The organism is Flavobacterium soli DSM 19725, from assembly GCF_000422705.1.
Classification (GTDB): Bacteria; Bacteroidota; Bacteroidia; order Flavobacteriales; family Flavobacteriaceae; genus Flavobacterium; species Flavobacterium soli.
This window is the reverse complement of the sequence record NZ_AUGO01000002.1, coordinates 1-12,681: the sequence shown is the minus strand read 5'-3', so window position 1 is coordinate 12,681 and position 12,681 is coordinate 1. Positions and strand designations below refer to the sequence as shown.

14 protein-coding genes and 1 rRNA gene are annotated in these 12,681 nt (G+C 34.1%); 9 read left to right on the top strand and 6 right to left on the bottom strand.

The features are described from left to right. Positions 1-37: 37 nt before the first annotated feature. The 9 genes from G508_RS0103140 to G508_RS0103100 all read left to right on the top strand — a co-directional run bounded on the left by G508_RS0103140 (position 38) and on the right by G508_RS0103100 (position 5,941). The gene (locus tag G508_RS0103140; protein WP_026703957.1) at positions 38-718 is read left to right on the top strand and encodes a Crp/Fnr family transcriptional regulator; all 681 of its coding nucleotides are present in this window, start codon (positions 38-40) and stop codon (positions 716-718) included. 81 nt (positions 719-799) lie between these two features. Continuing rightward, positions 800-1,216: a DM13 domain-containing protein gene (locus tag G508_RS19405; protein WP_051197417.1), complete on the top strand. Its 417-nt coding sequence runs from the start codon at positions 800-802 to the stop codon at positions 1,214-1,216. Positions 1,217-1,219: 3 nt separating this feature from the next. Then, positions 1,220-2,119 (top strand): hypothetical protein, encoded by a 900-nt coding sequence (locus G508_RS0103130; RefSeq protein ID WP_026703956.1) that lies wholly within the window; start codon positions 1,220-1,222, stop codon positions 2,117-2,119. An 84-nt stretch (positions 2,120-2,203) separates the two neighbouring features. Continuing rightward, the gene (locus G508_RS0103125) at positions 2,204-2,665 is read left to right on the top strand and encodes a YHS domain-containing (seleno)protein (RefSeq protein WP_026703955.1); all 462 of its coding nucleotides are present in this window, start codon (positions 2,204-2,206) and stop codon (positions 2,663-2,665) included. A gap of 18 nt (positions 2,666-2,683) precedes the next feature. Next, complete coding sequence (locus tag G508_RS0103120) at positions 2,684-3,073, top strand: DoxX family protein (RefSeq protein ID WP_026703954.1); 390 nt, start codon at positions 2,684-2,686, stop codon at positions 3,071-3,073. 2 nt (positions 3,074-3,075) lie between these two features. Further along, positions 3,076-3,564 carry a hypothetical protein gene (locus G508_RS0103115; RefSeq protein WP_026703953.1) on the top strand — a complete coding sequence of 163 codons (489 nt, stop codon included), beginning with the start codon at positions 3,076-3,078 and terminating at the stop codon, positions 3,562-3,564. Beyond that, positions 3,552-4,271: an NRDE family protein gene (locus G508_RS0103110; RefSeq protein ID WP_026703952.1), complete on the top strand. Its 720-nt coding sequence runs from the start codon at positions 3,552-3,554 to the stop codon at positions 4,269-4,271. Before G508_RS0103115 ends, G508_RS0103110 begins: the two co-directional genes overlap by 13 nt. Continuing rightward, on the top strand, positions 4,268-5,302 hold the full coding sequence (locus G508_RS0103105) for an ATP-grasp domain-containing protein (protein ID WP_026703951.1): 1,035 nt from the start codon (positions 4,268-4,270) through the stop codon (positions 5,300-5,302). Before G508_RS0103110 ends, G508_RS0103105 begins: the two co-directional genes overlap by 4 nt. After that, positions 5,303-5,941 (top strand): hypothetical protein, encoded by a 639-nt coding sequence (locus tag G508_RS0103100; RefSeq protein ID WP_026703950.1) that lies wholly within the window; start codon positions 5,303-5,305, stop codon positions 5,939-5,941. Between the two features lie 2 nt (positions 5,942-5,943). Here the strand turns inward: G508_RS0103100 and G508_RS19400 are convergent, their stop codons facing one another. From G508_RS19400 to rrf, 6 genes are all read right to left on the bottom strand, one after another. Further along, complete coding sequence (locus G508_RS19400; RefSeq protein WP_051197415.1) at positions 5,944-9,195, bottom strand: T9SS type B sorting domain-containing protein; 3,252 nt, start codon at positions 9,193-9,195, stop codon at positions 5,944-5,946. A 149-nt stretch (positions 9,196-9,344) separates the two neighbouring features. After that, positions 9,345-10,586 carry a glycosyltransferase family 4 protein gene (locus tag G508_RS0103090; RefSeq protein ID WP_026703949.1) on the bottom strand — a complete coding sequence of 414 codons (1,242 nt, stop codon included), beginning with the start codon at positions 10,584-10,586 and terminating at the stop codon, positions 9,345-9,347. A 407-nt stretch (positions 10,587-10,993) separates the two neighbouring features. Next, positions 10,994-11,863, bottom strand: a complete 870-nt coding sequence (locus tag G508_RS0103085; RefSeq protein WP_026703948.1) for an IS3 family transposase — start codon at positions 11,861-11,863, stop codon at positions 10,994-10,996. A gap of 14 nt (positions 11,864-11,877) precedes the next feature. Next, entirely contained in the window at positions 11,878-12,075 is a 198-nt protein-coding gene (locus G508_RS20270) for a hypothetical protein (RefSeq protein WP_211223372.1), read from the bottom strand. Beyond that, complete coding sequence (locus G508_RS20265) at positions 12,075-12,311, bottom strand: transposase (protein WP_211223371.1); 237 nt, start codon at positions 12,309-12,311, stop codon at positions 12,075-12,077. Before G508_RS20265 ends, G508_RS20270 begins: the two co-directional genes overlap by 1 nt. A gap of 86 nt (positions 12,312-12,397) precedes the next feature. Beyond that, positions 12,398-12,507: ribosomal RNA gene (gene rrf / locus G508_RS0103075) — 5S ribosomal RNA — on the bottom strand. Between the last annotated feature and the right edge of the window lie 174 nt (positions 12,508-12,681).

Below are 12,681 nucleotides of genomic sequence, written 5' to 3'. Positions count from 1 at the left end.
CGTTTTTTTATACTTTTACATTATAAATTGCTATCTGATGTATGATGAATTAAAATATTGGTATTTGCGAGACCATAAGTTATTTTGGACGCTAAGCATGTCGCAAATCAAGCAGTTATGCATCATAACAGGATTCAAAAAAGCCAATAAAGGCGATATTATTTATTTCTCTTCATCAGAAGTTCCTCGGATTTATTTACTCAAAAAAGGAAATATAAAAATTGTTTCTATAGATGAAAACGGGAATGAAACCATCAAAGAAATTCTCCAGAAAGGCGATCTTTTTGGCGAACTATCACTGGAAGCCGATGAAAACATTAATGAATATGCCAAGGTTTTAACCGATGAAGTCTCCATTTGCAGTTTTCTCCTATCGGATTTTGAAGATTTATTGGTTCGGAATCCAACGCTTGCCTTGTCCTACACTAAATTTGTGGGATTAAAAATGAAGCGCTTTAAAAACAATTATTCCAATTTGGTTTCTAAAGATGCCAAAACCAGATTGTGTTCTTTCTTGAAAGATTGGGCTGAACGTGAAGGCATCCAAGATGGCCTTAAATACAGACTTACCAATTATCTGACTCAAGTTGATATTGCTCAGATTATTTGTACTTCTAGGCAAACTGCCACTTTACTACTCAATGAATTAGAAGAAAAAAAGATTATTTTATACAATCGAAAAGAGATTATAATTGAAGATATTTCTAAATTGAACTAGTATTTATAAAGGTTTGTAAACTAGCCGACAATTTGCTTTTTCTGCAGTACTTATTTTTGTTTCAATAAAAATAAAATTGCTATGAAAAAACTTTTATTACTTCCTGTTCTCTTCTTTTTATTTTCTTGTGAAAATGAAGGTGAACTAACTAGAGATGGCTTGCTAGACGAAACCATTTCTGAAACAAGTGTTTTGAACTATACTGGTTTGTTTTTGCCAACCTCCGGAATAACGGTTACTGGAAGTGCAAAAATCTATTTTGAAAACAATTCCTATAAATTAAAACTGGATGATTTTAGTATTTCTGACGGTCCCGATTTGAAGGTTTACCTCTCAAGATCAGCTTCTCCTAGTGATTTTGTTACTTTAGGCAATTTAACTTCATCAACGGTATATTCCATTCCGCAGGCTGTTAATCTAGCTTCTTATTCTCATGTTCTGATTCATTGCCAACAATACAATCATTTATTTGCAATCGCGGCATTAACTCAAAATTAAAGTATGAAAAAAATATTTATAACATTTGGCCTACTCTTAACCCTATCCTCAGTAAAAGCCCAAGGTTGTAGCGATGCTGGAATTTGTTCTGTTGGAAACAAATGGGAGGCTAATGATCAATCAACGAAAAACACCTTAGAAATAGCCACCGTCTTTGGTGTTGGGGAAGCTGATGTAACTTATATTTCACCCTTTATAGCCTATACTAGAAAATTCTCAGAAAAATTCACACTCACAACCCGTGTCACCTTTTCGTCTGCTAATGGGAGTTTTGGCACAAGAGCCAGTTTTGGTGATGCTTTTCTAATTGGAAATTATGCCTTTAAGGAAAAAAACCAAAAGCAATGGAGTGTTTTGAGTGGGTGGAAGTTTCCCTTTACAAGTTCCAATCTTAAAATCAATGGATATTCGTTACCATTAGATTATCAAGCAAGTTTGGGTACCTTCGATTTATTTCTAGGAACTAATTTGAAATATAAAAAATGGGATTTTAATGCCGTTGTTCAACTACCCGTTTTCAACAATAACAAGAATTCCTATTTTAAAGAATTTTCGGGTACTGATGATTTCCCTACCACTAATTTATTTGAACGAAAATCAGATGCTTTATTTAGAACAACCTATACTTTAAAAACAAAAAATGAAAAACTTGTTTTTAAGCCAAATGTGCTTTTTATCTATCATCTTGGTGAGGACAGCTTTAAAAATCAATTTGGCAAGAGCGAAACTATAAAAGGTTCTGATGGATTAACTATAAATGGAAATCTCATTTCAGCCTACCATTTTAACACTAAAAATTCGATTGAAGTGTCACTAGCTGCTCCATTTGTTGTTAGAACTATTCGTCCGGATGGATTGACAAGAGGCTTTGTTGCGGGAATAAATTATATCGTTTCCTTTTAATTGATGCCAAATGTAAACTAGCAGACATAACAGCTTTTGCTATCGAACTATTTTTGTCTCATAAAAACATAAAAAATTAAAATCATGAAAAAAGCATTTTTATTATTCGTAATTTCAGTAATGTCTATGACAGCATTTTCTCAAAATGCAGCCAAAAGAACCAGAGACTTCAATCTTGAAGATAAGGTTGCAATTCAAGGATATGATCCCGTTGCCTATTTTACGCAGAAAAAAGCAGTAAAAGGAAAATCGTCCTTAACAGCAACCTATGAAGGTGTTGTATATAATTTCTCCTCACAATCAAACAAGGAATTATTTTTAAAAAATCCTTCAGGTTATGAGCCCCAATATGGAGGATGGTGTGCATTTGCAATGGGTGATTATGGTGAAAAAGTTGAAATAGATCCAGAAACTTTTAAAATTATAGACGGTAAATTATACTTGTATTACAACGCCTTTTTTAACAATACCCTTAAAAGCTGGAACAAAGACGAAACAAATTTGAAGAAAAAAGCCGATGCAAATTGGAAAAAAATAATCAATTAACTTTATAAAAAAAATTCAATGAAAAACTCAATATTTACTTGGATTGTTAAACTTGTTGCGGTTGTAATTTTGGTTCAAACTTTATATTTCAAATTTACGGGTGCAGAAGAAAGTGTCTATATTTTTACGACTTTAGCAATGGAGCCTGTGGGCCGAATTGGTTCTGGAATTGTTGAACTTTTAGCTTCAATTTTAATTTTATTGCCAAGAACTACCTTGCTTGGAGCAATTACTGGATTGGGTACAATGGCAGGAGCGATTTTTTCTCATATATTTGTGCTAGGAATTGAAGTAAAAAATGATGGTGGAACACTTTTCGCTTTGGCGTTAATTACTTTTATTTGCTGTTTGATTTTAATAATTCAGAACAAAGAAAAAATTCCAGATTTACTAAAATTTAAAATTTAAAAATGCTTCTACCTTCTATTCACAATAGCTTGAACGAATTAGTTGACTTACTGGATCAACTTTCTGATAGTGAATATGCTAAACCGTGTCCACAGTTGAGCAATGCAACTATCGGAGAACACACCCGCCATATTATTGAAATGTTTCAATGCCTTGAAAATTTTTATGAAATTGGCTTGGTAAATTATGACAAACGTGAACGGAATATTCTAATTCAAACCAGTACTGAATTTGCTAAAAGCAAAATTGTTGACATCAAAAACAACTTGGACAAACCTAACAAAAAAATCGAATTGCAACAAATAATTGATGGAGAAGAAATTAGAATTGACAGCAACTATCACCGTGAATTGCTTTATAATCTAGAACATTGCATTCATCATCAGGCATTGATAAAAGTTGCGATTTTGCAATGCGAAGACATCCAAATTGATGCTAATTTTGGCGTTGCACGTTCCACTATAGAATACAGAAGTAAATGTGCACAGTAAGTTTTGTTCCTTCAAAAGATAAAATAATTATTACCTCCAATCGTGACGAAGCGGTTTTGAGAACGGCTTTGCCCCCCGAAACCTATTTGATAAATCAAAAAAAAATTACTTTTCCTAAAGACCCAAAAGCGGGTGGGACTTGGTATGCCGTTGCAGAAAACGGAACCGTATTGGTGCTCTTAAATGGTGCCGATGAAAAGCACAAACACCAACCACCATATAGCAGAAGTCGGGGTTTGATTGTTTTGGAGCTCATCAGTAATGACTCGCCAATTAACCATTGGAATGCAATTGATTTAGAAAATGTAGAACCTTTTACATTGGTCTTATATCAAGATTCAAAATTGTATCAGTTACGTTGGAACGGAAGTATCAAAAGCAGGGTCGATTTGGATACATCCAAAAATCACATTTGGTCGTCTTCTACTTTATACCCAAAGGAAATCAGGGAACAGCGATCAGAATGGTTTTATCGCTTTATGCAAAATAAAGAAGATGCTTCAGAGGACGAAATGTTTGGCTTTCATCGTTATACTGAAAACTCAAATGCTGAAAATGGTTTAATTATCAACCGAAATGATGCGTTGAAAACTTTGACGATTACACAAACAGTTCTTCAAAACGATAAAATAATTATGAATCATTATGATTTGATAGATGGAGAAAATTATAATGTGTTAGTTAACAGCAATACTAAATTCTCTTGAAATTATTTTTTCACAAACTGACACATTGGGAATACTGGCCATTTTTGGTGGTGTATATTCCAGTGTATTTTCTTTGGGCATTTTATGCTTTGAGAGCGAAGTCGATTTTCTTTTTTAATGCCTGTAATCCCACTATCAAGAATGGCGGTTTTATGATGGAATCGAAAAAAGCCATTTATGACTTGATTCCACAGCAGTATTATCCAAAAACCGAATTGATTAAAGAAGGTACTTGCTATGAAAAAGTTCTGGATGTCATCCGCGAAAGCGAAATAAAATTTCCCTTAATTGCAAAACCAGATATCGGTTTGAGAGGTTCTGCTGTGAAGAAAATCGACACTTTAGAAGATTTGAAATCCTATACCGAAAAAGCCGATTTTGATTATCTGGTTCAAGATTTGATTCCCTATCCAAATGAAATTGGGATTTTTTATGTGAGATATCCTCATGAAAAAGAAGGAAAAATAACAGGAATCGTTGCGAAGGAGTTTTTGATTGTAACTGGAAATGGTTTTGCTACAATCGAAGAATTAATTAAAGAAAATCCTCGATATGAATTGCAGTTGAAAGCCTTGAAACGCGAATATGGTAACAAGCTTTTAACGATTCCCGCTCAAGGCGAAAAGATAAACCTTGTGCCGTATGGCAATCATGCCAGGGGTGCGAAATTTATTGATGGAAGTAACTGGATTACTCCAGAATTGAATACAACTTTAAATAAAATATGCCTTCAAATTGATGGTTTTTATTTTGGAAGAATGGATTTGATGTACAATTCATTGGAAGAATTAGAACGTGGCGAGCATTTTTCAATCGTTGAGTTAAACGGGGCTGCAAGCGAACCGACTCATATTTATGATCCGAAACATTCGATTTTTTTCGCTTGGAAAGAGTTGTTCCGACATATTACCTATATGTATGAAATAAGCGTTGAAAATCATAAAAGAGGATTTCCGTATTTGGAACATAAAACCGGAATGAAAGAATACCGGATGCATTTGGAACAAAGCAAAAAAATCGTAAATTTCTAAATGCTAAAAGCTTTAAAAAATATATTCGTTGGATTCTTGGTGAGCTTTATTGGCTCGATTCCATTGGGATACCTCAATATTATAGGTTTTGAAGTATATTCGAAAAGCGGAATAAACAGCCTTTTGCTCTATCTTTTGGGAGTCATAACTATCGAAGCCATTGTCATTTATTGCACCTTACTTTTTGCAGATAAATTGGCACGAAATAAAAAACTGATGAAATTTATCGACTTTTTTTCGATTATTTTCATGCTGGTTTTGGCGTATGTCTTTTATTCCCAATCCAAAACAGATGGCACAACCGATAATCAATTATCAGGTTATATACAGTATTCGGCCTATTTGATTGGGATTATTTTTAGTAGTTTGAATTTTATGCAAATCCCATTTTGGTTAGGTTGGAATGTGTATGTCGTAAATGCGAATTATATCACTTTAGGCAAAAAATTAAATCTTGTTTATTTGACAGGAACTTTAATTGGAAGCTTTTCGGGAATCTTGACGGTCGTAATGCTTTTGAATTTGGTTACAGAAGGCACGAGTATGCTATCAAAATATTTGCTTTCACATATTATTCCTTTATTTTTTGTGGGAATGGCGGTTTATCAGGCTTACAAGTATTACAAGAAATACCAATAAGATTATCGTTTCATTGCAAAATGACCTTTGTGTGTAGTTCCGTCTTCTCTGATCACTACAAACCAATAATCGGTTGAAGGCAAAAGATGTCCATTATAGGTACCATCCCAACCTGGACCATCTCCATATAATCGGATTAAAAATTTTCCATATCGATCAAAAATATCAATATGCATATTGGGTTCAAAAGAAGCAAATTTGATGTTCCATGTATCATTATAACCATCTCCATTTGGCGTGAAGAAGTTTGGATAATTGAGTAAGGAAAAGGTGTCCTTGATTGTTCCGCATCCATTCAAATCTTTTACATAAACGGTATATTCTCCTGGTAATAAATTTGTAAAAGTATTTTCAACTTGAAAATTTACGTTATCCAAAGAGTACACATAATTGCCGCTTCCAGAAACCAGAACCGTTATGGTATTGTTTGAAGCCGTCCAATCCAAAGTATTTATATTCACAAAACTTGCAATCCCAGAACCTGTAACAATGAATTCTTTTGAACTATCACAAGTAAAATCTTGATACACATTCTTGACGGTGACACCATAAGTCCCAGGTTGTGTAATGACAATCGAAGGAGTAGTTTCGCCAGTTGTCCATTCATAAGCATCAAAACCTGGATCGGCATTTAATGTTCTGCTGTTTCCTTCGCATACAAAAATTGGAAGAGTTGGGGTTAGTATTGGATTATTACCAATAAAAATTGGAAAAGAAGTTGTGGCATAACAATCCGAGAGCGTTTTATGAGTCACCCTAGCATAAATGGTCTGCGGATTCGAAATATTAGTGTAAGCCTCATCCAAAGGAGCGTTTCCTGAATTTGCATCCTGTTGGCTTAGATGATAGGTAACGGAATAATCATTTGGATTTTGATTGCCTAAAATTTGAATATTTTGGTCGGAAAGAATAAAAACCCCCACTTGATTAGTATCAGTTCGACAGACTAGCATACTTTCTGGTGTATTGGCTCTAGCCAAAGGAAGAAGGTTGCCTACTTCTACCCTGGTATTTTGAATGTTTCCGCAATTGTCCATTACTTCAAAGTCATAAATACCGGGTGCTAATCCAGAAAACACATTGCTATTTCCGTTATCAAACTCAAATGGAGCTGTAATACTAAAGGTGAAAGGCGCCACTCCAACAACATCTAAAATAATATCTGAAGGGCCAGAACCTCCATTGCAGTCGAGACTATAAGCACCATTGATGATTAATTTTTCTGAAATCGTGAATAGTGCATATTCATCCAAACAATTTGTATTTCCTGTACCACTGTTATAGGATGCAAATACTTTGATAATCCTGAAATCTCCCAGTAAAAACAAATTATAAATCACATTGAAGTTTTGAAGTTCAATCGCATTTGAAGAATTAGGAACTGTTCCTTCTACATAACTTCCGCCGATATAGGGGTGTCCCCAAGAATTTGTTTCGGGAAAAAATCTTTGAAACCAATATTGTTGATCGGTAACGGTCGTATCCGTGTCACTTAGCCCGAGATTAAAGGATCCGCAATTTCGTGTAAGTTGCCATCCATCTGGAGTAGTAGTATATCCGACAACTTCTTGAGTGATTTCCAACTCAAATCCACATTCGTCTATTGCCTCGAAGGTATATGCTCCAGCAGGTAAATTACTCATATAAAAATCCCCGGTTGCAGCATCAATATTGAATGTTACATCATAAGGCAAAATTTCATTATAGGTTAATGGAGCACCCGTCATCTCTATCGAAACAAGATTTCCATTTCCGCTTGAAACCATTAGCGATCCGCTACCAGGGTCACAATTTGGCAAAGCCGAAGCTGCTAATTCTTGCATTTCAAACTCTGGAACATCTTGCTCAATTAAATATTCATAACCACAATCATCAATTATTGTAATTTGATAATCTCCAACTGGAAGATCAGCCAGAAGAACTCCTTCTGCATCAACAAAAGAAGTAATATCCGATGGAAGAGGCTCTGTATAAGCTGGTGGAGCAACGGTAATAATTGCAGAAACGATTATTCTATCATCTGGAATCGCTACCCTAATAACTCCTGGACCTACACCACATTGACCACTACCACCACTTACTATTGGATCTAGTTCAGTTTCTTCTACTTCGAGTTCAAAACTCCCAATTCGTCCACAGGAATCTACTATCGAAACAATATAAATTCCAAAAGGTACTGGATTTTCCTCATCTCCAAAATCCAGAAGAGGATCTGAAGCTGGTCCAGGATAAATTGGATTAAAGTCTGCAGGAATAAAATCATCTGGGGCTTCATCAAAATTAATTGTGTAGGGAGGCAGAAAGCCTTTAACTGAAAGTGTAAAATAATGATTTGCACATGGAGCATCCCGCAATGACAACTCAACAATTGGATTTGGATCGATGGTATTGACTATTGTATATTCCGTTTCACAATTATCGACTACTAATAAATCAAACTCATAAACTTGATCTCCATATAAGGGAAGCGTGTTTGTGAGCTCTATAATATCTGAAGGCCCAGATGTTAGGTTTTGAGTTACAACTTGATCTGGAGAGCCATCTGGCGGATGCAGTGTGTAGGTTATTGTTAATGGATATCCAATTTCACCACCTGCTGGACCAGAAATGGAATTTGTTACCACTACCTCTGTACAAGAGTCGTAAATTATGGGATAGGAAGCTACGCCAATTTCCAAACTGTTACCTGGCAAGAACATTGTATAGGTTTTAGAAAGAGCATTTTCACAATCATCAAAAACTCTTATAATATAGGTTCCAGCAGGCAATCCAGGAAATTCATTTGATGATTGCTGAGGAGCAAGGACAGGTCCTGATATAATTTCGTAGGAAACTGGATTTCCAGCTATAACATCCACAGAAATTGTACCCGTAACATCGCATTCCGTAACCGTAGTAAACGAAAGACCATAATCTAAAGTTTCTACAAAGTCTTGAATTACTACATCTTGTTGCTGAGAATTTGAGAGTCCTGTTAAACTTTGAGTTGCTATAACCCTATAATTCCCGGCTTGCAAACTACCAAATGAATTTATAGAAGTTTCGGCAATAGCATTAGTATAATCAGGCGATAGGTAAAGGCTATATATAATTTCAGATCCAGGAGTTGTATTTGAAACTGTCATTTCTAAAGTTCCGTTTCCTGAACAGGTTTCGTCGGTAGCAACAACATTTAAATTAAAATCTGCTAACTGAGAAAAACCGATAGAAGTTATAAAAAAAAGAATAGTAGAGATTATTTTCTTAAATGCCATCTTAACTTGGGGAAAACCTATTTCTAAAAAGAAAACAAAATGGAAATACTTTTAGGAATAAGACATAGTTTAACATAAATACCTTATCAAATATACAATTTATTTTCTTTGAGAAAAAAAGTCAAAAGTATTTAACAAAATATCAGAAATCAGTTTTTATTTTTTTCCTGTATCCATCTGGACATATATTCAGTACTTCTAAGTGTATGGTGTTGCAATAAAGCTCCCATAAAATTTTTCTTCCGATGATTTTTTAATTCCGCTTTAATTTTTAGAACATATTCTATGAATGAAGGAGCAAACAATTCCTTCCTATAACGGTTATTAAGTATTTCAATACCATTTGATCTAGCTTCGTTCCATAATTTCTCGTCGTTGTATAAAGTAATAGCATGGTGTGCAAAAGTTTCGACATCATCTGTGATAAAACCATTCCATTTTAAATCAACATTCATACTTTCGGCACCAATCGAAGTTGTAACACTTGGAGTACCATACTGCATTGCTTCTAGTAGCTTTCCTTTAATTCCTGCTCCAAAACGCAAAGGAGCCAGAATAATTTTTGCAGTATTAAATACCTCTGCAGCATTTTCGGCTCTTCCCATAATAAGAAATCCTTCCTTGTCATTATGTAATTGAAATACCTTATGAGAAGGATAGGCTCCATAAATTTTCAATTCGGCATTCTTCATCTTTTTACGAATAAGAGGCCAAATTTCTTGTTTTAAAAACTGAACAGCATTCCAATTAGGCTCATGAAGAAAATTACCAATGAACATAAAATCTTTTTTTTCTTCAAAAGTTTTCCATTTCGAAATAGAATCATTGTTTAGTTCTACAAAAATTGGAAGGTAAAAGAGGAGACTCTTGTCAATTTTGAAGAGTGATTTCAAAATATTGATTTCAAATTCTGATACTAATAATGTGATGTCGCACCTTAAAATACTCGCAATTTCTCTCTTGGTAATTTCTTGCAAAAGTAAACTATCAATTTCAAAATCTATCTTTTCCTTAAAGGCGGTTTGCCTAGATGCTCTTAGACTATGTAAATCTTCAGTATCTAAAATTCTTAAAGCATTCGGACAATTCGAAGCAACTCTCCATCCGAATTGTTCCTCAATCATAAAACGATCAAATAAAACGATTGAAGGATTAAACTCCCTTAAAAAGAAATCAAATGTATCTGAATTAAGCTCAATTCTTATAGTATCAACACCTATTGAAGAAAGATTGACCATATAATCACTATCCAATGCCGTTGACGCAAAAGTGACCTTATATCCCTCTGCTAAAAATATTTCAATTAATTGTAGCATTCGCAAGCCTGCTGCAGAAGAATTAGGCTCAGGCCAAACAAATCCTATGACTAAAACTTTCATCGTATGTTTCATTGTTTAAAGTAATAAACTATATATGCTCCTACTTACGATTATCGCAATTTGAAATCAAATGTAGATATTCTATAGTTAATAGCATTCATTCGTTTAGTATTTATAAAAACTCATTATATCTCTTACTTTTTACAATTCTCAGCAAATTTTATTTTCACATATATCAATTTTAGATATTCAATTTCAAAAGAATAGATTTACAAGATTAATAGTTTTCTTTTTTAAACCATTATCATAAGGACAGTCATGCTTTTGTGGTTGATACGTAATATTTCTATCCATTTATAGAGATTTCCAATAACAAATTTCTGCCATTTTATTTCATCAATGCTTCTCAGTTGGAAACCCAATACCTATATCCAGCATACCAGCATCATGACTCGTCCTAAAAAATCGATACAGATTTATTAGACAAAAATAATTAATGAAACACTTGCAAGAGCGTTCTTGCAAGTGTTTTTTGTTTTATAGGTTTTCATTTTCAATTTATTTTGTTGATGCATTTGATTTGGTGTTAGCATGTGATTAGAATAATGAGGTCTTTGTTCATTGTAAATTTTAATAGTTTCTTTTATTATTTGTTTCATAATTGGTAAGTCTTTGTTGTATTTATCAATGTTGAATTCTTGTTTTAAAATACCATTAATTCTTTCTGCTATAGCATTTTCATACGGATCGGAGTTTTGTGTCATACTTGGTTTTATCTTGTTTTTGCTTAATAGCTTCTGATATTCATTGGCACAATATTGTAACCCTCTATCAGAATGATGTATTAAAACTAGATCCTTATTTTTTCTTTGTTTTATAGCCAATCGTAATGCCACCAAACTGCTTTCAGTATTTAAATTGTCAGATACGTTATAACCAACAATCTTCTTAGAATACGCATCGGTTATTAAACTCAGATAGCAAGGCTTTTCTCTTTTTCCTATATAGGTTATATCAGATACCCAGACTTGTTCTGGCTTGTTTATTTCTAAATCTAGTATTTGATTATTGTATTTTCTAAAGCGAGAATGTGAGTTTGTTGTAATATGATAAGAACGTTTTGGAGTAATGAGTAAATGATTGGCTCTAAGAATATCAATAAACCGATCCCTGCCGATTTTTAAAACCCTTAAATCTTCATTTAATAGATAATACAATTTCTTGGCGCCAATTCTTGGCATTTGTGATCTGATTTCTAAAACCATATCAACAACTAACCGGGCTTTGTTTTGCTTGTTAAAACGACGTTTGATCTTTCTATAATAAACCTGTCTATCTATCCCGAACAAGGTACAGGCAAACTTTATTGTTTGTTTTTCTTGTTCTTTGAATTGGTCGATTGTTCGGGTGGCAAGTTTTTTCGTATGTCGATTTTATACTCTTGTTCAGCAATATTAATCATCATATCAAAAATGATAGCTTTCTTATCGGCAAGATAAGCTTGTTGTTCTAAAAAGGCTTTTTGCTTTTCTAATAATTTGACTTGAGCTTCAAGTTCCATTATTTTTTGTTCTGTGATTTTGGCATATTTGAAGGGATTTGGTTCTCCCAATCAAAGTTACCAAATTTCTTGAGCCATTCTACAACTGTTTTCCTACATTGAATTCCATACTTCTTAGTTGCTACAGAAATAGAGAGCTTGCCAGTTTCTATTTCGTGAACAATTTGAAGCTTTAAAGACATTGGGTAATCTTTCTGTGTTCGCTTTACATAGCGATTTTCTTGAAGGGTTTCCATAACGATGAATTTTGTGTATCGCTATTTCAGGACAAGACATATCTAAAACAAAAAACCCCTCATCGAATGATGAGGGGTTTTCAAAAGAAAGGCGACGACATACTCTCCCACATAACTGCAGTACCATCTGCGCAGGCGGGCTTAACTTCTCTGTTCGGGATGGGAAGAGGTGAGCCCCGCCGCAATAACCACCTTAGGTCGTTACGCGATCGGATTCGATCACATTATATTATCAACACACTGAGATAAAGAAAAGTATATATTAGAAAGTTTCTCCCCGAGCCTTGCGGCCCGGGAAAAGGATGTACATAAGCTTACGGGTTATTAGTACTACTCGACTATGACATTACTGCCTTTACATCTGTAGCCT